The sequence below is a fragment of the Hymenobacter setariae genome (assembly GCF_007713685.1).
GTDB classification, from domain to species: Bacteria; Bacteroidota; Bacteroidia; order Cytophagales; family Hymenobacteraceae; genus Hymenobacter; species Hymenobacter setariae.
The window spans coordinates 563,667-585,361 of sequence record NZ_VMRJ01000003.1 but is presented as its reverse complement, the minus strand read 5'-3'; the positions used below and the strand labels follow the sequence as shown (position 1 = coordinate 585,361).

The following is a 21,695-nucleotide window of genomic DNA, read 5'->3' as shown; positions in this document are numbered from 1 at the left end:
AAGTGACACTTGAAATAAGTATATTTGTAGCCCTGTCTGGGCTATGTACAATTCAATTTCTCCCTTCAAGCGCTTTTTGCAGATAGCCCTAGTGGCGCTACCACTGCTGCTGCTGCTGGGCCTGAATGGCCGGACGGTGAGCCTGTTGCGCCCCGTGAGCACCCCCGCGCAGTCGCGGCTGAGTGCCGCGCCGCGCGCCACGGTTATCAAACAAAAGGTAGTACTTGAGGCAGCCTCGCCCCTAGATACTTACGTGGCCCCAGCCTTTGCCCTAGGGTGGCTGCCAGCTACGCTGCCCGCGGCTTGGCTGCCGCGCCTAGTGCGCCGCGCAGTGGCAGCCGCACCAATAGTTGAGGCGGAGGCCTTCGTGGCCTTGCTGTGCCGCCAGCGTCTGCTGAGCACGGCTCTGTCGCCGCAAGCGCCCTAATTTTTTAGGATAAAAATGAGAATTGAGGAATGAAGAATTGGCTGCTACTGTTCGGCCGGTTCTCGGAGCCTTATTCCCATTTTGCGTTTTCAACTGATTCCTTTTCTATTGTAACTACTTCAATCTCTACTTACTAATGCGTAATAAAGGAGTAATTATCGCGCTCACCGTTGTGGTTTCGGTGCTCTGCGCGTACTTCCTGTTTTTCACCTACGTCTCGCGCGGGGTGCAGCAGAAAGCCGTGGCTTTTGCCACTCACAATGGCCAGCTCAATGAAGCACAGCGCCAGCATTATCTCGACTCGGTATGGCGCGCCCCAGTATTTGGGCCTTACACCTACCGCGATGTACGCCAAAACGAGCTAGGCCTCGGCCTTGACTTGAAAGGTGGCATGCACGTGACCCTAGAGGTTTCGCCCGTAGAAATTGTACGCGCCATGGCTGGCAATTCTAAGGAGCCCGCTTTCAACAAAGCGCTGGCCCTGGCCCAAGAGCGTCAGAAAACCAATTCGAGCACGCCTTTTACCACGCTGTTCTATCAAGCTTACCAAGAGGTAGCGCCCGGCAAGCAACTGGCGCCGCTGTTTGCCAACTCGGTAAACAAAGACCGCAAGATTGACCGCTCTTCGACCGACGCTAAGGTGCTAGCCGCCATTAATAAGGAAGAAGAAGATGCCATCGACCGCTCGTTCGACATTCTGCGCAAGCGCGTCGATAAATTCGGCGTAAATCAGCCCAACATTCAGCGTGTGAAAGGCACTGGCCGCATTCAGGTAGAGCTGCCCGGCGTGGATAACCCCGACCGCGTACGCAAGCTGTTGCAAGGCCAAGCTAAGCTGGAATTTTACGAAGTATGGGGTCAGCAGGAATTTGCCCCCTACCTCATTCAGCTCGACAAATTACTCACTGACAAAGAGAAGACTGTAGCCGCTGCGCCGGTTGCTGACACTGTTAAAGCCACCACAGCCACTGCAGGTGACTCATCGTCGCTGGCTGCCCAGCTAGCCAAAAAGACTCCGGCTAGCAAAGCCAAAACTGACTCGACTGCTGCCGCTCAGCAGGGCGGCGCCCTCACCCGCTACTTCACCATGCCAGGTGCCCTAGGGGTAAACCTACGCGACACGGCCCGCGTGAACCGCCTACTGCGCTCGGACGAAGCCCGCGCTACCCTGCCGCCCAACATGGTGCTGCTTTACGATGCCAAGCCTAAGGACCTGAACGGCCAATCGTTCATCCGCCTGATTGCCGTGAAGAAAGACCGCACTGGCTCCACGGCTGCCCCCCTCACCGGTGAGGTAGTGAGCGATGCCCGCATGGACTACGACCAGACCGGCCGCCCCGAGGTGAGCATGAGCATGAACCCCAACGGCTCGAAGAAATGGCAGCGCATGACCGCCGCCAACATCGGCAAGCAAGTAGCAGTAGTGCTCGACGACGTAGTGTACTCGGACCCCGTAGTGCAGAGCGAAATTTCGGGCGGCAACACCCAGATTTCGGGTAGCTTCTCTATCGAAGAAGCTCAAGACCTTGCCCAAGTACTTAAGGCTGGTAAGCTGCCTGCCCCCACCCGCATTGTAGAAGAAGCTGTAGTAGGTCCTTCGCTCGGTAAAGAAGCTATCAACCAGGGTCTGTATTCTTCGCTGGCTGGCTTGCTGATTATTATGGTCTTCATGACCGTGTACTACGGCCGCGCTGGCCTCGTAGCCGACGCTGCGCTGCTCTTCAACATGTTCCTCATCCTAGGGGTGCTAGCGCAGTTCCAAACGGCTCTTACCCTGCCCGGCATCGCTGGTTTGATTCTGGTAATTGCGTCTTCGGTAGATGCCAACGTGCTGATTTTCGAGCGTATCCGCGAAGAGCTTGACCACGGCCACTCGCTGCACGATGCCGTGAATGCGGGCTACAACCGCGCTTTCTCGGCCATCTTCGACTCGAACGTGACCACGATGCTCATCGCCATCATCCTGGGCTTCTTCGGTACGGGCCCAGTACAGAGCTTTGCCGTGACGCTAGGTATCGGGGTACTGACCTCGTTCTTGTCGGCCGTGTACGTGTCGCGCCTCATCATTGAGGCCCTTATTAAGGGCAAGACGACGAGCAGCATCACGTTCTCGACCTTCCTCTCGCGCAACCTGTTTAAGAATGTCAACTTCGACATCGTAGGCAAGCGCAAAATCGCCTACGCTGCTTCGACCGTCATCATTGTGGTAGGCTTTGTGCTGATGTACCTGCAAGGCGGACCCAACCTAGGTGTTGACTTCCAAGGCGGCCGCTCCTACGTCGTAGACTTCAACAAAGCCGTTGTTTCTTCGGATATAGCTGATGCCGTGCGCCCCGTATTCCAAGGTGCTGGCCTCGAAGTGAAGCAGTATGGCCAGCCCAACCGCATGCGCATCACGACTGGCTACCTAGCCGAAGACGAAACGCAAGCAGCTGACAAGAAAGTAGTAGCGGCCCTCAACCAAGGTCTGACCAAGTTTGCGGCCGATGCGCCGGTTATTAAGTCGACCTCGAAAGTAGGCGCTACTATTGCCGACGACATCAAGCGCACTTCGGTCTTGTCGCTGGGCCTCACGCTGCTAGGCATCTTTGTCTACGTACTGTTCCGCTTCGAGAAGTGGCAGTATTCGATGGCCGCCGTTATCGCCCTCTTCCACGATGCGCTGCTGGTTATTGCCTTCTACCCCATCGCGCGCGCCTTCGGCTTGAACTACGAGATGGACCAGATTTTCGTGGCGGCCGTGCTTTCCATCATCGGCTTCTCGATGAACGACACGGTAGTTATTTATGACCGCGTCCGCGAATACTTGCGTGAGAACCCCAAGCTGACCTTTGCCCAAGTGGTGAACCCAGCTTTGAATTCGACTTTCTCACGGACGATGATTACGTTCACGACCGTGTTCCTGGTGGTAGTGATTCTGTACATCTTCGGTGGTGAAACGCTGCGCTCGTTCTCGTTTGCCATGATTATTGGTATCATCTTCGGTACTTACTCGTCGCTGTTTATTGCGACGCCCATCATTCTGGACACCTACGGCAAGAAAGAGGAGCGTGAGCGCCTCGCCGCTGGTGAAGACGTAAACACCCTATCCGGTGACGCTCCCAAGCTGCGTACTACCGTATAGTTAGCTTCAAGCTTATTTGAAAAGCCCGGCCATTGGCCGGGCTTTTTTTATGCCTTCTACTCAGCCAATGCTGCCTGCCGACCTAGGCAACATGCCCGGTTTTGCTAGCTACCCACAGCCAGTGTTCACCTAGGAAAACCCTCTGACCAACGAAAAGCGAAAATTTTCGGCGGCCACTAATCCTAGTTTTACTGCCCTACGTAGGTTAGCGCCTCTCGAAAATATAAGCTTAACAGTTTTATCGGAAGAGTACTATTATATAATTACGAATACATCTGCCTTGAATATGGTGTCCGGCTAGTATGTTTGAGAAGTAAAATTGCTTACTTACTCTATATTTGTGTTTTAAAGACATTTATACACTAGCAACTAAGTCTTGTATTAGTACATTACTTGCTCAATAAAATTATTTTCATTATCTTAAATCTTAGTTTTGTGAAATTAATTACTACTTTCAAGCCATATCGATTTGGTATTATTCTTTCGGTCGCGGCTATTGCTGGCTTTCTATCGGCCTGCTCCTATACCTATGAGCCCCCGAGACCATGCGACTTGCCCCTGACGATAAGTTATCAAACCGATGTGCTGCCCATCCTTAAGCAGCAATGCTACAGCTGCCACAGCGCCGACAAATACAAGACCGAGACATCTAATACGCTGAATATGGAAGACTTTGCTAGTCTGAAGTATTATGCTACGCCAGCCAACGGCCGCGACAACGTCAGCTACTTGGTTGGGAATATTCGCCATGCGCCCGGCTTCCAGCCCATGCCTAAGGATGGCCAAAAACTATCGGCTTGCGAGATTGCCCTCATCCAAGCCTGGGTTGACGCTGGCGCCCCCAATAAATAAGTGGCTAGGCAGGTGTCTGCTAGCTCTTTCTCCCCTTTTTACCCCATGACTGGTTTTCTACGAAGCGTCGGCCGGCAACGGTATTGGCTGCTAGGGCTCCTGCTGTGGCTGGGGGGTCTGGCTGGGCCGCTAAAAGCAAGTGCCCAGACCAAATACATGACCAAAACGGGACTTATCTCGTTTTTTTCGGCTTCCATTATGGAGGATATCGAGGCGCGCAACAATAAAGTAGCGGCCGTGCTCGACCTCAGCACCGGGCAGCTAGCCTTTGCGGTGCCCATCCGGGAGTTTCAGTTCAAGCGCACCCTCATGCAGGAGCACTTCAACGAGAACTATATGGAATCGGAGAAGTACCCCAAAGCCACCTTCACAGGCCAGGTTATTAACGCAGCTCATGTGCTAAAAATGCTGCCTACAGCCTCCCAAAACGTGGAGGTAGAAGGCCAGATGACGCTGCACGGGGTATCGCACAAGGTAGCCGTATCGGGCACACTACAACAACGCGATGGCCAGCTGGTAGTATTCGCCTATTTCAATATCGCACCGGCCGACTACGCTATTGACATTCCGCTGCTTGTACGCGAGCACATTGCCAAGTCGGTAAGCGTGCGGGTGAACCTTACCTGCGACGCCGTAACGCCCACCGTAGTTTCCCAACCTTAGCCATTTACTATCTATTCCTATATGAGTCAATTAGCTACTTTTATCGGCCGGGCCGCTGCGCTGGGCTTGTTGCTGGCGGGGCTAGCCGTGCCGGCTGCCTACGCGCAGACCGACCTCCTAGGTCAGCTGGAAACTGAAACCAAGAAGGATGCGCCTGCTACTCAAGTAGTCGATGCTACGTTCAAGAGCACGCGCCTCATCAACGGCCACACCGTCGAGACGCCTGGCGAGGGCACACTGGTTTTTCTGTTCTCGCACAATTTCGGCACCATCAATGAGGGCTTTTCCTCCCTCTTCGGATTTGACAATGCGAAGGTGCGTATCGCGCTAGAGTATGGCATTAGCGACCGCCTGGAGGTAGGCATAGGGCGCTCGTCGCTCGATAAAACGGTAGACGGCTTCCTGAAATACCGGGCACTGCGCCAGAGCACTGGGCTGCACGCCATGCCCGTATCCGTCACGCTGTTTACTTCGGCAGCCGTAGTTACGCAATCTTATACTAACGATAACTTCGACCGCACGCTGGGCCTGCGCACGGCTTACACATATCAGGCGCTCATTGCCCGCAAGTTCAGCCCTGAGCTATCGTTGCAGCTCATGCCTACTTTCATTCATCGCAACCTAGTGCAGCGCGAGGGTGAAACTAACGATGTAGTATCCCTAGGGGCCGGGGGCCGCTACAAGCTCACCAAGCGGTTTTCGATTAATGCCGAGTACCACTACCTGTTAAGCAAGTTCGCGGCCGACCACCAGGCTAACTCGGCGGGTGTGGGCGTGGACATCGAAACTGGCGGCCATATCTTCCAGCTCCACGTCAGCAATTCGCCGGGCATGATTGAAAAGCAGTTTATCGCCGAAACGGATAAGACCTTCTTCAGCGGCAACTTGTATTACGGCTTCATCGTGAGCCGCAACTTCACGGTGAAGCAGCGGCACCGCAAGTAACCCTTCGCACTTATCTAAATCAAACGGCCGGCTACTCTCGCAAGTAGCCGGCCGTTTGACTTATATGAACTATCCGCACCTGCGACTAATAGGAAGGCAAAACCTGCTCTACAGCTATACTCCCATTCTCTTCGGGGATAGACGAGGGTGCAGGAGGTAGCGTGCGCTGCATCCACCACGCAATGCGGCCGAGCGTAGCGGCGGCTACCACCAGTGCGGCTACATAAGCGCCTGGGCTGACAATGTCGAAAATATCGTGAGCACTTGTTAGCTTGGGGTGCCGCATACCATTGAAAGCTAGCAAATTATTGAGCATATGCAGCCCGATGCACAACCTCACCGAGCCCGTGCGGTAGTATAGCCAACCCAGTAACGCACCCATTAGGGCGGTGGCGATACTCTGCGCCGGGCTCATGTGCATCAGGCCGAAGAGCAGCGCTGACTGCCCAATAGCTACTGCCGGCCGGTAGTTGCGCAGCAGCCCTTTCAGGAGAATGCCCCGGAAGAAAAACTCTTCCAGCACGGGCGCGGCAAAGCAGCCTATCCCAAATAATAGGGCCGGGTAGCGCGCCATTTCCTGATAGATTTTCTCATTAGGACTTGGTAAGTGGAGCAGTGATACCACCGATAGTAGCACATCCTGCGCCAGCACTAGCGCGGGCAGCAAGGCATAGAGCTGCCATTTTTCCCAAGGCCCTTGTAAAGCAAGGCCGGGCCAACGCTCCAACCCAGCCCGCCGCCGCACCCACCAAATGGTAACGATAATACTAAGCTCGCTCGCCAGCGAGATGCCCACCAGCCGGCCTAGGCCGTGCGTGCCTACTCGCCCGCCAGCTAGCGCCAATGCCACTCCACCAAGTAGAAGCGAGATGAGTAGTAGCCAGCCAAAGGCACCCCAGCTTTCTTTCAGGGTCGGGTAAGCAGGGAGAACTTTTAAGGGTTCTGCGGACAAAAGTATAGGTTCTTCCAAGTGAGGGTATGGCTTACTACTGAGCAAATAAAGACATAAAAAAAGGCCGGGCAATGCCCAGCCTTCTCTATCGCGTGATGCACGCTGGCATTACACCAGGATACCTTCGGCTACTACTTCTTTCACCTCGGGTACCATACGCTTGAGCAGGTTCTCGATGCCCGACTTCAGGGTCACCGTAGCCGAGGGGCAGCCCGAGCACGAGCCTTGCAAGTTCACGGTCACGATACCATCGTGGTAGCTCTTGAAGGTGATGTTGCCACCATCTTGCTCCACGGCAGGACGCACGTAGTTGTCGAGCAGGTCAATGATTTTTTGGCTCGTGAAGCCGTCTTGCTGGGTGGGGTCGCCGGCGCTAGCAGCCTGGGCAGCCTTTTGCTCAGCAGCAGGGTCCACGGTAAAGAGCGTACCGCCGGCCTCTACATAGCTCTTAATGAACTGGCGCAGCTCGGGGATGATGCTCGTCCAGCCCAGCTCGGGCTGGTTCTTAGTGACGGTCACAAAGTTTTGGGCGATGAACACCCGGCCCACGTAGTCGAAGCCAAATAGCTCCTGGGCGATGGGCGAGTTAGCTGCCGCCTCTATAGTGGGATAATCTACGCTCACGCCGTCGGGCAGTAAGGTAGAGTTGAGCACAAATTTCATGCTCTCAGGGTTGGGCGACGCCTCGGCGTAAATGGAAATAGCAGACATGATTTCTAAGGAATTAGTAGCTAATAAAAAAGCCTTGGCGAGCAACTTAGCCCCAAACGGAACCTAGGGCCAGTGTTTGCCAGGCTGGCAATTTAGACCATAACAACAACTAAGCGGTGGAGGTTGCGCCCACCTGCCGTTCACAAGTAGCCGCCCAATTTTTAGGGCGCTGGTAGCCAGTACAAAAGTAGTGCAAATAGGGCTGCTTTGCTTATTTTTAATTAGACTAATTACAAATAAGCAAAGAGTAACTTATACCTTTGCAGCGTCGCCTTCATCAAAACTTAATGTCTGCAAGTAGTACACTTTCCCTAGGTCGCCTCTCGCTAGGCCTGCCACTGTTGTTTGCCACCAGCATTGCCTTCGCTCAAAATATTGTAATTCAAGGGCATATTACCAACAGTGCTACTGGCAAGCCAGTAGTGGGCGCCTCAGTGGCGCTACGTGGCACAACGGTGGGTACCGACACCGATGCCAACGGCGACTACCGCCTGCCTAATGTGGCGCCCGGCAACTACACCCTAGGTATCCGCATGGTGGGCTACGCAACCCAAGAGCGCCAACTAGAGCTGACCGATGGTCCTTACGAGCAGAACTTTGTTCTTACCGAAGCCCAGCATGACCTAGACGAAGTGTCGGTGACGGGCGTGCACAACCGCTACCGCCGCCCCAACCCATCCAGCTCGCTGCGCCTAGGCGAGCCGCTGCTCGAAGCGCCCCAAAACGTGCAGGTGGTAACCAACCAGCTGCTGGCCGACCAGCAAATTTTTACGCCCGTGGAGGGCATCACGCGCAACGTGAGCGGCGCGGTGGCGCCGGGCCACTGGAACAACGTGTACGCCCGTATCAACATCCGGGGCTTTAATACGGGCTTTGGCTCGCTGCGCAACGGCATGAGTACGGGCAATTACTTTGGCCCGCTGGCTGAGGATGCCTCCTTTATCGACCGCGTAGAATTCGTGAAAGGGCCAGGCGGCTTTTTGCTGAGCAATTCGGACGCGGGTGGCTTTTACAACGTGGTGCTGAAGGCGCCCACGGGCGTGAGCCGCAAGTCAGTGGGTTTGACCCTAGGGAGCTTTGGGCAGTACCGCGCCACTGCCGACATCGACGGCAAGCTGAGTAAGGACAACAAGCTACAATACCGCCTCAACGTGATGGGCCAGAGCCTGGACTCGTACCAGGGCTACGACTTCAACCGCAAGGTGGCTCTGGCGCCCAGCCTGCGCTACCAGCTCGACGACAAGACGACCATCACGGCGCAGTACGTGTACCAGTACTCGAACTTCTCGGTGGCCGGCAACTACGTATTTTCGCCCAATGGCTACAAGAGCCTGAGCCAGGATTTTTCGGTGTACGACCCCAGCATGGGCTCATCGCGGGTGAACGACCACAGCTCGTTTGCCAACATCGAGCACCACCTCAACGACAACTGGAAAGTAACCGGCCAAGTGGGCTACTTGCGCTACGCCATGCGCGGCCTCTCCAACTGGATAGCCGCGGGCTCGTTCAATCCCAACGCCACCTTCACCGTGAGCGGCGTGAATGGCGGCCGCGCCATCGCGGGCACCAACGTGCTGAACCGTTCGCTATTCCTCTACGACGTAGACAATACCACGCTGGTGGGCCAGGCCTTCTTGAATGGCACCGTGGAAACCGGCCCCGTGCAGCACCGCATCATCGTGGGCCTCGATGCCTCGAGCAAGAGCTACGCGGCTGACTTTGGCGCGGCGGGCTTCCTGCCGCTCGACATTACCCAACCCACTTATTACAGCACGGCGCCGACCTCGCTCAGCGACCAGGACGCTCTGCGCGCCCGCAGCCTCGACCAGCGCGGTGCTAAAGGCCTGACCCGCTACACTGGCCTCTACGTGCAAGACGAGCTAGGCTTCTTCGATAACGTGCTGCGCCTGACGGTGGCCGCCCGCTTTTCTGCCAACAATAACGTGACTGCCCGCGTGAAGCAAAACGTGGTGACGCCGCGCTTTGGCCTGAGCGCCACCGTGCTGCCTAACACGGCCGTGTACGCTGTGTACGACCAGTCGTACATCGCCCAAACGGCATTTGACATTGACAACAATCTGCTGCCGGCTCAGCGGGGCAAAAATATCGAGGCGGGCATTAAGCGCGAGTGGATGGACGGTCGCTTCAGCACTACCGTGGCGGCGTTCAATATTAATAAGACTAACATTGCTCAGTCGCTGCAGCCCATCAACCCGCAGTTTCCGAATGCCCAGGTAGCCATCGGCGAGGTGCGCTCGCGGGGTATCGAGGCCGACTTTACTGGCGAACTAGTATCGGGCCTGAATCTGGTGGCTAACTATTCGCTGCTCGACGCCACTATTACGAAGGATAATAATGAGGCCAATATCGGCCGCCGCCTAGGTGGCACCGCCAAGCACAACAGCAACGCCTGGCTGAACTACCGCTTTCAGCGCGGCGCGCTCAAGGGCTTCGGCCTCTCGGGCGGCATGCAGTGGCAGGTAGAGCGCTACGCCGGCCTCGGCAACCAGGGTGTCAAGCTGCCCGACAACTACTACCGCCTCGATGCGGGCGTGTCGTGGCAGGGCGAGCACCTAGGCGTCAACTTACTGGTAAACAACATCACGAACCGCTACAACTACGCTGCGGGCGCCTTCACGGCGGCTTCTGGCACTGGTGCGGCCGCCATCGGCAGCTACTACACCTGGCAGCCTGAAGCACCCACCAGCTTCCGCCTCACGGCCGGGTATTCGTTTTAGAGTATGCTGATTTATAATTATCTGTCATGCTGAGCTTGCGAAGCATCTTATCACGGCCGGAGTAATCTAGCGTGATAGGATGCCTCGCAAGCTCAGCATGATAGGCCTTTTTAAGACCTAGAGTAATCACTAAATCTAATCGTCATGACCTTCAAAAAGCTAGTTGGCAAGCTGCACCTGTGGCTCGGGCTCGCATCCGGGCTCATCGTGTTCATCGTAAGCATCACGGGGTGTCTCTACGTGTTTCAGCGCGAGATTTTTGAAGTCGTGCACCGCGACATGGTGTTTGTGACGCCGCCCAGCACGGCGGCTCAGCCCCTCCCCTACACTGTGGTGTGGCAGAAAGCGCAGCAAGCCCTAGGTCCTGACCAGCAGATTTATTACGCCAACGCCTACCGTGCCCCCGACCGCGCCTGGAGCTTCATGACCTACAAAGGCACGCCCGGCAAGCCCTACTTTGGCGGGCAGGTCGAGGTGCTGCGCTCGGCCTATGTGAACCCGTATACCGGACAGGTTACAGGCGTTCTAGACAACAAAACGGAGTTTTTTCAGCTCGTCAAAAGCGTGCACTGGGACCTGCTCCTCGGCGATGCTGGCCGGTGGGTGGTGAGCTACAGCACCCTCACCTTCGTGTTAATGCTACTAAGCGGTCTCGTGCTGTGGTGGCCCAAAAACATGGCCGCCCGCAAGCAGCGCTTCAAGGTAAAGTGGGACGCCTCGGGCAAGCGCCTCAACTATGACCTGCACAACACGGTGGGTTTCTACGTGACGCTCGTGAGCCTCGTCATCGCTCTCACCGGCCTCACGTGGTCGTTTGATTGGGTGCGCAATGGCGTGAGCTACCTAGCCACCGGCCACACCGCCGAGGCCCACGGTGGTAAGGGCGGAAAAGGCGGCAAAAAGGGTATGAACAAAGAGAAGCCTGCCGCCCTAGGTGCCGCTGAGCAAGCCCAAGCCGACCAAACCCTAAATACCGCCGTGCGCGACGCCTGGCAGCGCATTCCGGCCGCCGTATCGCTATCGGCCAAGCCCCTCACGGGCTTCAAAGACCCGCTGATGGTGCGCGTGAACGAGGGTGAAGGCACTCGCTTCCGCTCCGACCAGCTGACGTATGACGCCCGCACCGGCGCTTTCCAAAAAGCGGAGCTTTACCGCGACAAGCCCGGGGGCGAGAAGTTCATTGGCATGAACTACGACATCCACGTGGGTGCCATCTTGGGCTGGCCCACTAAGATTCTAGCGTTTGTGGCTAGCCTAGTGTGCGCCACACTGCCCGTCACTGGCTTCTTCATCTGGTGGAACCGCTTGAAGAAAAATAAGAAGCCGCAACGGCAGCCGGTGGCTAAGGCGACTGTGAAGCAAGCCGTAGCGGCTTAGTATTCCTAGGAGGTCAATAACCCCAAAAAGCGCTTGTCATGCTGAGCTTGCGAAGCATCCTCTCACGGCTGGGACAGTAACCTAGCGTGAGAGGATGCTTCGCAAGCTAAGCATGACAAACGTTTTTTAAGGAATAGCTCTCCCTAAGGAGCTATTTTACAGCTTATTAGCACGCGCGCGTAGCAGCAGGTCGGCCAGCACTAGCTGGGTCATGGCTTCTACGATGGGCACGGCGCGGGGCAGCACGCAAGCATCGTGGCGGCCGCGGCCTACCAGCTCGATACTTTCCCCTTGGTCATTGATGGTGTTTTGGCGCTGCAACAGCGTAGCCACTGGCTTGAAGGCAACGCGGAAATACACGTCCTGGCCGTTGGAGATACCGCCTTGGCTGCCGCCGCTGTGGTTGGTGCGGGTGCGCACGCGGCCCGCCTCATCGGTGTAAAACTCGTCGTTGTGCTCCGAGCCGGGCAGCTTGGTACCTTCGAAGCCCGAGCCAAACTCGAAGCCCTTCACAGCATTAATACTGAGCAACGCATGACCTAGGACGGCCGGCAACTTATCAAACACAGGTTCGCCTAGGCCGGGTGGCACGCCAGTAGCCACACCAGTTATTACGCCACCTACGGTGTCGTGGGCAGCCTGCGCCGCCCGGATGCGCTCTTCCATAAGCGCGGCAGCAGTTGGTTCGGGGCAACGAACGGCGTTGCTTTCAATCAAGCTCAAATCCAGGTTTTCGTAGCTCTCTACTAGCTCGACTTCGCCCACGGCCGACACATAAGCCTTAACCTCGACGCCGAAGTGCGCCAGCACCCGGGCGGCCACGGCGCCGGCGGCTACGCGGGCGGCCGTTTCGCGAGCCGAGCTGCGGCCCCCACCGCGGTAGTCGCGGCGGCCGTATTTCACATCGTAGGTGTAGTCGGCGTGGCTCGGGCGGTAGGCATGCGCGATGTGCGAGTAGTCGCCCGAGCGCTGGTCAGCATTGGCAATAAATAGGCTGATGGGCGTGCCCGTGGTGTAACCCTCAAATGTGCCCGACTGCACCAGTACGGTATCGGCCTCCTTGCGCGGCGTCGTCAGGTCCGACTGCCCTGGTCGGCGTCTATCCAGCGCCGCCTGAATCTCGGCCACCTCCAGCGGCACGCCCGCTGGGCAGCCGTCAATAATTACTCCAATGCCAACGCCGTGCGACTCGCCGAAAGTGGTAATGCGAAAAAGTGTTCCGAAAGAATTCATAGTAAGTAACAAACAAGTATCAAGGAGCAATTAACAGTGAATAAAGCAGACTGAACAAATGGGCTGCTCATGTCAAGTGCTCACTGGCTCTAGCTGCTGCGCCACCAGCCCACGGCTGTCACTACCAGCAGCGCTCCTAGTAGCCAGCCTGCGTAGCGACGCACGTCTTGGTACACGTCGAGGGGTTGCAACTGGCTGTCGGCACGACCTAGGGCCGGTCCATAAAAAGGGTCTTCGGCAGGATTGGCGGCGGCGATGGGGCGGGCCACACCACGCACCTCAGGCCGCAGTTCGGGGCGCAAGGTATCGTAGCGGGCAGTGGTAGGGTCAAAAAACACCAGCTGAAACAAGCTATCTAGAGCCAGCACGCCAGGCTGGTGCGGCACTAGCCGGTAGCGAAAACTCTTGCGCGGAGTGCCGTCAGGCAGTTTTTCTTCCTTGATGTCGGGGCCATACACTTCCAGCTGGTCGGTAGAACGGGGCGTAGGCAACACCAGCGCAGAGGTATTGCCGGCGCCTTCTACCCCAAAAGTGTACACGAAGGCCTCACCCGTGCGGAAGCGAACACCACTCACGCCTTCATGCAGCGTGTAGTGGCCCACCGGCACGGAGCCAGCTGGCGCACCGCGCCGCGCTGGCAGCGGGCGCACAGCCACGCGCACGGCCGGGGCCGTGTAGGTCTTATAGATGGCTAGCTTGTCGTCCTCGCCTGGCTGCGGCTTTTTCAGCAGCTTAAACTTGGTCATGGTGAGGGCCAGCGGCGGAAAGCGTAATTCCTGCGCCGTGAGCGGGTAGTAGGTAGTTTCGGCCAGCCGAAAGCGTAGATAAACAGCTCCTTCACGGCGTACGGTGTCGGGTACAATGGCCGCTTCGGGGGCGGGCACCTCCCAGGCCGTAGGCTGGCGCAGCTGGCGCACCAGCTCGGGCAGTTGCTCAGTAAAGTTGTAGAAATTGAGCACCGCTTGGTCGGCGGGCTGCAAGTACAGATAGAGTGCTACTCGCACGCCTTCCCCCACAAACACTTTGTTTTGGCTGGCTTCCAGCGCCAGCGAGGCGTGGTCGGGCGGCTCGTAGAAATACTTGGGCTTGGGCTTACCTAGGAGCTGGTCGAGCGAGCCAATGGCCTGCCCAGCGCCCACCGTGGCATCGGTGAGGGGCGCTGTAGCCGGCGCAGCGGCCACGCGCACTCGACTGCCGGGGCTGTGTAGCACTTGACCATTCACGGTGAGGTCGAAGGCCGGAATCTGGTACGTGCCCTCGGTATAGGGCGCGTAGCGCTGCGTCAGCGTCAGCTCCGCTACGCTGCCGCGGCCTGCCACCAGTCGGGTGGCGGTAGTTTTAGTAAGGCCTGCTTTGCGAAAACCTTCGAGCTCCGGAAACTCAGAGTGGCTGGTAATGACCGCTCCGCGTACCCGCACGCCCAAGGAGTAGGTAGCCGTGAGCGGTATCACGGCTGGTCCCGGCACCAGCTCGGCTTCGGGAGCTGGCACTGGCTGCTGGGCACGCGTGGGTGCTCCGCTGCTGCACCACAACAGCAAGCTTAGCAACCAGCCTAGGCCCCGCGGACCCCAAAAAGCGCACCTAGTCAAGAATTTTTGAGCACTGAGATATAAGGAGAACTGCAAAGTTCGCCTGTCTGGGCGACCAGTACTAGCTACTACCCGTGCTAGCCCTAGATTTTTTGGCTCAAATCACAGGCAACTGCCGCCAGTTGCGAGTGTAGCTTAGCAATTAGAATCAACGATATGAGCAACAGAAAGGCTACGTATTTCGCCCAGGAGAAATACCTATTTTTTATCTATTCCGGGTGCGCCTTCACTGTCTTCACTTGTGACCTACCTCTTCTATGAGCGTGGCTAATGCGCATACCACAAGCTTTTTGAGGTCGCAGTACCTAATCTTGACCAAGGTAAGTACCTCTTTTGCGACTCGCTGCCTAAGCATCTTACCCTAAGGGCTACCGTAGAAATCCCACTTCTCTGCGCATGAGCTAGCCTTCTGCAAGAGAATTGTGCACTAGCCCTTCATTCATTTTTCCTTTTCTTTTATGTCCCACAATGTTTCCCCTGGCTCGCAGCCACACGAAACTGGCCTCGACCGGCCGTTGTACACTCCTATCAAGCGCCGCTCATTCTTCATGTATGCTGGTGCTACGGCTGGGGCAACGGCACTCCTGCTAGCTGGCTGCAAAGATGATGATAACAACAGCCCCAACGCAACGGATGTAGGCGCGGGCGATACTGGTGTGCTTAACTATGCCTATGCCCTCGAGCAGCTCGAAGCTGCTTTCTATGCGCAGGTATTGACTAGCCCTTATTTCACTAATAGCTCTACTACTGCCGCCGAAAAACAAATTTTTACAGACTTAGCACTGCACGAAAAAATCCACGCAGATTTTTTCAAAGCTGCGCTGGGCAGCGCTGCCATTAAAGCGCTGACGCCCGACTTTTCCAAAATCGACTTCGCTACCCGCGCAGGTGTACTTGCTGCTGCACAGGCTTTTGAAGACCTAGGCGTGCAAGCTTACAACGGAGCCGGCCGCTACATCACCGATGTAGAATACCTCGGGTTGGCTGGCAAAATCGTATCGGTAGAGGCTCGCCACGCGGCTCTCATCCGCGACCTTATTACCTATAATAGCTTCGTAGGTCCTCTCAGCGGTACTACCGTTAGCAGCAGCGATGTTATCGACCCTAATACTGGGGCAGCTGTCACGACGGCCAATTCTACTACTTCGTCTGTCACTACGTTCCGGACTGAACGCTCTAAGCTGCCGTCGGTAGTGTTGGCCACGGCCAACACCTTCTTGGCCGACGGGTCTAAAATTTCTGCTAACAGCTTCGGTTAGGTCCAAGGCTTATTTTCCTTTCTATCCTGAAATTATCAAACTAAGTCATGGACCTCTTCAAAATTCTTTCTGACATTGAAAAAGTAGACCCCGAGGTTTACGACCGCTTCGACACACGCCGGCGCGTATTTAAGCACCTCTCGGGCATGGGCAAAGCGATGACCGCCGCCGCAATGCCCGCCGTAGTGGGCACCATGTTTCGCAAAGCCTATGGCCAAACCACTGGCGCCCTTCCCAGCATTATTGCTGACACGCTCAACTTGGCGCTAACTTTAGAATACCTAGAGTACTACTATTATGCGGCTGGCGTGAGCAGCGGCCTCTTTACAGGTGGCGACTTGGCGGCTATCACGGTAATTCGTGATGACGAGCAAGGCCATATTAATGTACTGAAGGCTGCCTTAGGTACGCAGGCGGCCTTTGCACCGCCCAGTGCTAGCGCCTTCGACTATACGGCTAGTGGTCGCCTCACCCCTTTTGCTAGTGCAGCCCTATACCTAGGTCAATCGCAGGCCTTTGTTGACACCGGTGTGCGCGCTTACAAGGGTGGTGCAGCTAACCTGATTAATAACAAGGAGATTCTAACTGCAGCGCTCAATATCCACTCGGTAGAGGCTCGTCACTCTTCGCACGTGCGCACTATGCGGCGTGGTGGTATCGCTGGCGTAGGTGCCGAAGCCGGTGGTACTTCCAACTCGATGCCTAAGAGCTGGATTTCGCTCCAAGAAAACGGTGGCCCTGCTCCCGCTATTACAGGTGCGGTGTATGGTGCTGGTAACCCAGTTGCCTCTTACCCAGCCGAAAGCAATGTAATGCAAGGTAAAACGGGTGCTATGCTTAACGTGCAGACTGCCTCTACCCCCCCCGCAGGCCTAACCATATCGGCAGCCGCTGCCTCAGAAGCGTTTGATGAGCCGCTCGATGCTGCTACGGTTAAAGCAATCGCGCGCTATTTTATTTCTCCTAGTGCACCAGCCGACTTGAAAGCTGTACTTGGTGCTTAGGTTGGTTTAGCGCCTAGCGCTACTCACATTTAAAAAGCCGCTCCCTAGCCAGGGAGCGGCTTTTTTGCTTTACTGCCTATCGTGTTACGCATGCGATTACCTGTTCTAAAAGCAGGTGGGTGACAAGCAGGCAAGCTCTTGCCAATGCCTCTTTACCATCTAACCAGAGAGCATACGAAAGCACTTTATTAAAATAATACTAGTGCTTCTAAAATCCAGTACGGTCTCGTTCTACGTAGGTTGTTCGCAAGCCCAGCACTACTGTAACACAGACGTCTGACTGGCTACACTATCCGTAAGCAAGCTATTTTTATAAGCTAAACCATTGATTATAAACCTCAACAATTAGAATATAAAAATTAATTTTAGCTGAAGTGTATCTGACATTATATCCTTAGCGTAGAGGGCTAACTACTTCGTTTTACGCAGTTTGCTTCGGTATTTGATTAGCTAATTTGGGTTTTCAACTTTTTCCTTTTCTTTCTTTTCCCATGTCTCACAAAATCCTCTCCGGTTCTCAAGCTCCTGAGGCTAACCTGGACCAGCCCTTGTACACGCCCATCAAGCGCCGCTCGTTCTTCATGTATGCTGGCGCTACGGCCGGGGCAACCGCCCTTGTGCTGGCAGGCTGCAAAAAAGATGATGAGAACTCGCCCGGCATCGTAAGCCTCGGCAACGGCAACCTGAGCGTGCTCAACTATGCCTATGCGCTCGAGCAACTCGAAGCGGCGTTCTACGCCCAAGTAGTGAAAACTCCAGCTACCGATTTCAAGTCCGGTGAGCTTGCTTATTTCACGCAAGTAGCAGCCCACGAAGCTATTCACCGCGACTTCTTGAAAGCAGCTATCATCAACGTAGCTAAGGCGAGCCCCATTCAGGACCTCACGCCCAACTTCAGCAGCATCACATTCACCTCGCGTGCATCGGTGCTAGCCACAGCACAGGCTTTTGAAGACCTAGGCGTAGCTGCTTACAATGGTGCAGGCAAGCTCATTTCGGCTAGCGACAGCAACGGCGCTACTTACCTCACGGTAGCTGGCAAAATCGTATCGGTAGAAGCTCGCCACGCAGCCTACGTGCGGGACCTGATTACGCCCGGCTCATTTGCCGATGATAACCAAGTAGATTCTAACGGCCTCGACAAATCGATGACTCCCACGGCCGTTATCGCCGTAGCTCAGAAGTACATCAACCAAACGCTGGATGCTTCTTCGGTAGGCAAATAGTCTTCTTCCCCACTCGTAATCTGTTCATAGCCATGAATTTCCTTAATATCCTCAACCAACTGGCGGAAGTTGACTCTAACGTATTCGACCGCTTCGATTCGCGCCGCGCCGTTTTTTCCTCGCTTGGCACAGTAGCTAAGCGCTCAGCCCTGGCCGCTGCCCCCGTGCTGATAACTTCGATGTTCCAGAAGGCCTACGCTGGCACCAATGCTGGTGACCCAATTGAGGTGCTCAACTACGCTCTGACGTTGGAGTACCTAGAGGCTGACTTCTACAACAAAATGAAGGCGTCGCCCTTCTTTGCTACGGCTTCGTCAGCCGACCAAGCTGCTATCAATCAGATTAGCAAGCATGAAACGGCACACGTTGCTTTATTGAGAACAGTTATTAGCGGTGTTGGGGGTGCTAGCGCAGTAGGTGCGCCTGTATCATTCAAAACCTCCACGTTTGCTACACTAACATCGTTTCAGGCGCAGTTGGCAATAGCTCAGCAGCTAGAAGACATTGGTGTTCGTGCATACAAAGGCCGTGCTACCGATTTGCAGGGTCTACCAGATGTAAACGTTCCTAACGTTGGTACTATCAATGCCCTTGAATCGGCTTTGCGCATCCACTCTGTTGAGGCTCGTCACGCGGCTCATATCCGTGTTATGCGCGGCCAAACGCCTTGGATTAATGGCAATGGCGACCTAGACTCGCAGCCAGCTTACACTGGCACTACCCCAGAGAACAACGTAACCCAAGCTGGTTATAACCTGACTTCGGCTGGTGTTATTACTCCAGGTGTTACTTACAGTGCAGCTGATGTACAAGCTGCCTTCGACGAGATTCTAACTAAAGCCGAAGTACTGGACAATAGCCGCGCAGGCAGTTTGGTACAGTAATTAGCTCTGCGCTTAAAAAAGGCTGGCTCCTTCACGGAGCCAGCCTTTTTTTATTTAGGCCCGTCTATTCCAAGAGCACCTGCAGCGCCTTCGTTTTACTATAAAAATTATTGACTTCTGACTACAATCGATTGCAGTGTCTCTTTACTAGCGCGATGCAGCTTAGATTTCATCAAATACCGTTCTGCTTGAAGTAATTACTTAACAACAACCTTACACTAAACAAAAAAATTGTTGAATATATTTGAGTAGCAATTTCCGATTGCTTAGTCGCCAGAATGGTGAAAAATGTGGCCTAGGCCACTGCTTTCGCGTATAAGGTGGCCGCAGTAGTTATCTCTTCCTGTTCTTTATAACCCCACTCTCCCACCCACCATGCTAGACTACGTGAAAACAATCCTGCTCAAGGTCAGCTTCAGCAAGGTACTGTTTGAAAAAGAGCTGCGTAAAGCGCTCCGCCACGTTTTGCCTGCCGAGCTACCCGATTTTCGTACGTGGTGCTACGAGCAGTTTTCCCGCCTCTACTGGGCGGTCATGAATCGGATTTTTGCTCAGCACACAGCGGCTGGCACCCCCCTAGCTTCCTAGGTCGAGTTGGCTTTGGCCAGTCACAAACTTGATGTTCCGCTTGAGGCCCTCATAGCCAGTACGCTTGAGGGCCGATTGCCGAAATAATGCTTGAAATACTTCGTGGGTGATATCTTGCCAGTCGCTGGTTGACAGTGTTTTCAGGTCCGGGTGCGGCTGAAACTGCGCTTCCTGCGTGGGCTTGGCAAAGCGGTTCCAGGGGCACACATCCTGGCAGATATCGCAGCCAAATACCCAGTTGCCAAACTGCCCAGCCACATCCTGCGGTATTAGCTGGTCCTTGAGCTCGATCGTGAAGTAGCTGATGCACTTGCTGCCATCGACCACGTAGGGCTCAGTAATGGCCTGTGTAGGGCATGCGTCGAGGCACTTGGTGCAGGTGCCGCAATAATCGCGGATAGCCCCGTCGTATTCCAACTCCACGTCTACTATCAGCTCGGCAATGAAGTAGAACGAGCCCGCGCCGGGCGTGATAAGGTTAGAGTTTTTGCCGACCCACCCTAGGCCGCTTTTCTTAGCCCACGCCTTGTCAAGCACCGGGGCTGAGTCGACGAAGCAACGCCCGCCTACTTCACCGATATTGGCTTGGATATCGGCCAGCAGCGTTTTCAACTTGTCTTTGATGACAAAGTGATAGTCGCGCCCGTAGGCGTATTTACTGATTTTTAGCGTGTCGTCGGGCTGCTGGTCTTCGGCCGGCGGGTAATAGTTGAGCAGCAGCGAAATAACTGACTTGGCACCATCTACAAGCAAGCGCGGGTCGAGGCGCTTGTCGAAGTGGTTTTCCATGTAGCCCATTTTGCCGTTCATGCCTCGCTTGAGCCAGTTTTCGAGCCTAGGCGCCTCCTCTTCCAAAAACTCCGCCTTGGAAATACCGCAAGCCATAAACCCGAGCTCCACAGCGCGGCGCTTGATATAAGGAGTCCATTCGGCGTGCAAAAGCATTGGAAAGCGGGCAATTGAACCTCAAAGAAACGAAGAACGCGCCGCTGGGGGCGGCGCGTTCCGTGGAATGCAGTCTTCGGCAGCAGCGACTCTAGGAGGTAATCTCACCAAATAAGTCGCCATTGTTGCCGCGCAAGTGCTGAGGCAACAGGCGCCCTAGGTGCTGATAAGCCGCCTCGGTAGCCTCGCGGCCGCGGGCCGTGCGCTTGATGTAGCCTTCCTGGATGAGGAAGGGCTCGTACACTTCTTCAATGGTTTCGCCTTCTTCGCCCACTGCTGTAGCGATAGTGCTGATACCCACCGGGCCACCTTTGAACTTGTCGATGATGGTAGTGAGAATACGCTTGTCCATGTCGTCGAGGCCGCGGGCATCTACGTCAAGGGCATTGAGCGCAAACTGCGCAATCTCGACCGTGATGGTGCCAGTGCCTTTAATCTGAGCAAAGTCGCGGGTGCGGCGCAGCAAGTTGTTGGCAATACGGGGCGTACCACGCGAGCGGCGGGCAATCTCGAATGCCGCATCTTCGTGAATAGGCGTGTGCAAGATGTCGGCCGAGCGCTGCACGATGCTCGTCAGCAGTTTCGAGTCGTAGTACTCAAGGCGGGCCGAGATACCAAAGCGGGCCCGCAGCGGCGCCGTAAGCATGCCCGAGCGTGTGGTAGCCCCAATGAGCGTAAAGGGCGATAGCGAAATCTGCACCGAGCGGGCGTTGGGACCCGAGTCGAGCATGATGTCGATGCGGTAGTCTTCCATCGCCGAGTACAGGTACTCTTCCACCACGGGGTTCAGGCGGTGAATCTCGTCGATGAAGAGCACGTCGTGCGGCTCTAGGTTGGTGAGTAGGCCAGCGAGGTCACTGGGCTTGTCGAGCACCGGGCCGCTAGTCATTTTGATGCCGGCGCCTAGCTCGTTAGCAATAATGTGCGAGAGCGTGGTTTTGCCCAGGCCGGGAGGGCCGTGCAGCAGCACGTGGTCGAGGGCGTCGCCGCGCTGCTTGGCGGCAGCCACGAATACCTTGAGGTTTTCAAGAATTTTATCCTGGCCCGTGAAGTCATCGAAACTTAGCGGGCGCAGGGCCTTGTCGATATCCTTGTCGGTGGCGTCGAAGTGGTCGTTGCCGCCAGTGAGATAGGCTTCGCGCATAATGGGGTAGTGGTTAATTACTCGTTGTCAGTTG

At 55.5% G+C, this 21,695-nt stretch carries 17 protein-coding genes; 11 read left to right on the top strand and 6 right to left on the bottom strand.

Going from position 1 to position 21,695, the window contains the following annotated elements; genetic code table 11:
- The first annotated feature begins 43 nt into the window (after window positions 1–43).
- The 5 genes from FNT36_RS13545 to FNT36_RS13525 all read left to right on the top strand — a co-directional run bounded on the left by FNT36_RS13545 (window position 44) and on the right by FNT36_RS13525 (window position 6,011).
- Window positions 44–427, top strand: a complete 384-nt coding sequence (locus FNT36_RS13545; RefSeq protein ID WP_144848466.1) for a hypothetical protein — start codon at window positions 44–46, stop codon at window positions 425–427.
- A gap of 136 nt (window positions 428–563) precedes the next feature.
- Window positions 564–3,551, top strand: a complete 2,988-nt coding sequence (gene secDF, locus FNT36_RS13540; RefSeq protein WP_144848464.1) for a protein translocase subunit SecDF — start codon at window positions 564–566, stop codon at window positions 3,549–3,551.
- Between the two features lie 582 nt (window positions 3,552–4,133).
- Entirely contained in the window at window positions 4,134–4,403 is a 270-nt protein-coding gene (locus tag FNT36_RS25480) for a hypothetical protein (RefSeq protein ID WP_233635894.1), read from the top strand.
- Between the two features lie 45 nt (window positions 4,404–4,448).
- Window positions 4,449–5,066 carry a YceI family protein gene (locus tag FNT36_RS13530; protein WP_144848460.1) on the top strand — a complete coding sequence of 206 codons (618 nt, stop codon included), beginning with the start codon at window positions 4,449–4,451 and terminating at the stop codon, window positions 5,064–5,066.
- A gap of 21 nt (window positions 5,067–5,087) precedes the next feature.
- The gene (locus tag FNT36_RS13525) at window positions 5,088–6,011 is read left to right on the top strand and encodes a DUF5777 family beta-barrel protein (RefSeq protein ID WP_144848458.1); all 924 of its coding nucleotides are present in this window, start codon (window positions 5,088–5,090) and stop codon (window positions 6,009–6,011) included.
- 85 nt (window positions 6,012–6,096) lie between these two features.
- Here the strand turns inward: FNT36_RS13525 and FNT36_RS13520 are convergent, their stop codons facing one another.
- Both FNT36_RS13520 and FNT36_RS13515 read right to left on the bottom strand, forming a co-directional pair.
- Window positions 6,097–6,963 (bottom strand): CPBP family intramembrane glutamic endopeptidase, encoded by an 867-nt coding sequence (locus FNT36_RS13520; RefSeq protein ID WP_144848456.1) that lies wholly within the window; start codon window positions 6,961–6,963, stop codon window positions 6,097–6,099.
- Window positions 6,964–7,071: 108 nt separating this feature from the next.
- Window positions 7,072–7,674: a NifU family protein gene (locus FNT36_RS13515; RefSeq protein ID WP_144848454.1), complete on the bottom strand. Its 603-nt coding sequence runs from the start codon at window positions 7,672–7,674 to the stop codon at window positions 7,072–7,074.
- Between the two features lie 287 nt (window positions 7,675–7,961).
- Here FNT36_RS13515 and FNT36_RS13510 point away from each other — a divergent pair, with 287 nt between their 5' ends.
- On the top strand, window positions 7,962–10,412 hold the full coding sequence (locus FNT36_RS13510; RefSeq protein ID WP_144848452.1) for a TonB-dependent receptor: 2,451 nt from the start codon (window positions 7,962–7,964) through the stop codon (window positions 10,410–10,412).
- A 144-nt stretch (window positions 10,413–10,556) separates the two neighbouring features.
- Window positions 10,557–11,789, top strand: a complete 1,233-nt coding sequence (locus FNT36_RS13505) for a PepSY-associated TM helix domain-containing protein (RefSeq protein WP_144848450.1) — start codon at window positions 10,557–10,559, stop codon at window positions 11,787–11,789.
- A 156-nt stretch (window positions 11,790–11,945) separates the two neighbouring features.
- Here FNT36_RS13505 and aroC read toward each other — a convergent pair whose 3' ends face one another.
- Both aroC and FNT36_RS13495 read right to left on the bottom strand, forming a co-directional pair.
- Window positions 11,946–13,022: a chorismate synthase gene (gene aroC, locus FNT36_RS13500; RefSeq protein WP_144848448.1), complete on the bottom strand. Its 1,077-nt coding sequence runs from the start codon at window positions 13,020–13,022 to the stop codon at window positions 11,946–11,948.
- Between the two features lie 89 nt (window positions 13,023–13,111).
- A complete protein-coding gene (locus tag FNT36_RS13495) occupies window positions 13,112–14,560 on the bottom strand; it encodes a BatD family protein (RefSeq protein WP_233635893.1) in 1,449 nt (482 codons plus the stop codon).
- Window positions 14,561–15,069: 509 nt separating this feature from the next.
- On the opposite strand from FNT36_RS13495, the gene FNT36_RS13490 reads away from it, so the two are divergent.
- The 4 genes from FNT36_RS13490 (at window position 15,070) to FNT36_RS13475 (ending at window position 18,984) form a co-directional block, all read left to right on the top strand.
- Complete coding sequence (locus FNT36_RS13490) at window positions 15,070–15,870, top strand: ferritin-like domain-containing protein (protein WP_144848444.1); 801 nt, start codon at window positions 15,070–15,072, stop codon at window positions 15,868–15,870.
- A gap of 47 nt (window positions 15,871–15,917) precedes the next feature.
- Window positions 15,918–16,874, top strand: coding sequence for a ferritin-like domain-containing protein (locus FNT36_RS13485; protein WP_144848441.1), 957 nt, complete (start codon window positions 15,918–15,920; stop codon window positions 16,872–16,874).
- Between the two features lie 491 nt (window positions 16,875–17,365).
- The gene (locus FNT36_RS13480; RefSeq protein ID WP_144848439.1) at window positions 17,366–18,100 is read left to right on the top strand and encodes a ferritin-like domain-containing protein; all 735 of its coding nucleotides are present in this window, start codon (window positions 17,366–17,368) and stop codon (window positions 18,098–18,100) included.
- A 32-nt stretch (window positions 18,101–18,132) separates the two neighbouring features.
- Entirely contained in the window at window positions 18,133–18,984 is an 852-nt protein-coding gene (locus tag FNT36_RS13475) for a ferritin-like domain-containing protein (RefSeq protein ID WP_144848437.1), read from the top strand.
- 576 nt (window positions 18,985–19,560) lie between these two features.
- Here the strand turns inward: FNT36_RS13475 and queG are convergent.
- Both queG and ruvB read right to left on the bottom strand, forming a co-directional pair.
- Window positions 19,561–20,517 (bottom strand): tRNA epoxyqueuosine(34) reductase QueG, encoded by a 957-nt coding sequence (queG, locus tag FNT36_RS13465; RefSeq protein ID WP_144848433.1) that lies wholly within the window; start codon window positions 20,515–20,517, stop codon window positions 19,561–19,563.
- 91 nt (window positions 20,518–20,608) lie between these two features.
- A complete protein-coding gene (gene ruvB, locus FNT36_RS13460) occupies window positions 20,609–21,661 on the bottom strand; it encodes a Holliday junction branch migration DNA helicase RuvB (protein WP_144848431.1) in 1,053 nt (350 codons plus the stop codon).
- Between the last annotated feature and the right edge of the window lie 34 nt (window positions 21,662–21,695).

Coding starts and splice junctions, on each gene's coding strand:
- FNT36_RS13545 (WP_144848466.1), top strand. CDS start 44: ATGTACAATTCAATTTCTCCCTTCAAGCGCTTTTTGCAGATAGCCCTA.
- secDF (WP_144848464.1), top strand. CDS start 564: ATGCGTAATAAAGGAGTAATTATCGCGCTCACCGTTGTGGTTTCGGTG.
- FNT36_RS13530 (WP_144848460.1), top strand. CDS start 4,449: ATGACTGGTTTTCTACGAAGCGTCGGCCGGCAACGGTATTGGCTGCTA.
- FNT36_RS13525 (WP_144848458.1), top strand. CDS start 5,088: ATGAGTCAATTAGCTACTTTTATCGGCCGGGCCGCTGCGCTGGGCTTG.
- FNT36_RS13515 (WP_144848454.1), bottom strand. CDS start 7,674: ATGTCTGCTATTTCCATTTACGCCGAGGCGTCGCCCAACCCTGAGAGC.
- FNT36_RS13510 (WP_144848452.1), top strand. CDS start 7,962: ATGTCTGCAAGTAGTACACTTTCCCTAGGTCGCCTCTCGCTAGGCCTG.
- FNT36_RS13505 (WP_144848450.1), top strand. CDS start 10,557: ATGACCTTCAAAAAGCTAGTTGGCAAGCTGCACCTGTGGCTCGGGCTC.
- aroC (WP_144848448.1), bottom strand. CDS start 13,022: ATGAATTCTTTCGGAACACTTTTTCGCATTACCACTTTCGGCGAGTCG.
- FNT36_RS13490 (WP_144848444.1), top strand. CDS start 15,070: ATGTCCCACAATGTTTCCCCTGGCTCGCAGCCACACGAAACTGGCCTC.
- FNT36_RS13485 (WP_144848441.1), top strand. CDS start 15,918: ATGGACCTCTTCAAAATTCTTTCTGACATTGAAAAAGTAGACCCCGAG.
- FNT36_RS13480 (WP_144848439.1), top strand. CDS start 17,366: ATGTCTCACAAAATCCTCTCCGGTTCTCAAGCTCCTGAGGCTAACCTG.
- FNT36_RS13475 (WP_144848437.1), top strand. CDS start 18,133: ATGAATTTCCTTAATATCCTCAACCAACTGGCGGAAGTTGACTCTAAC.
- queG (WP_144848433.1), bottom strand. CDS start 20,517: ATGCTTTTGCACGCCGAATGGACTCCTTATATCAAGCGCCGCGCTGTG.
- ruvB (WP_144848431.1), bottom strand. CDS start 21,661: ATGCGCGAAGCCTATCTCACTGGCGGCAACGACCACTTCGACGCCACC.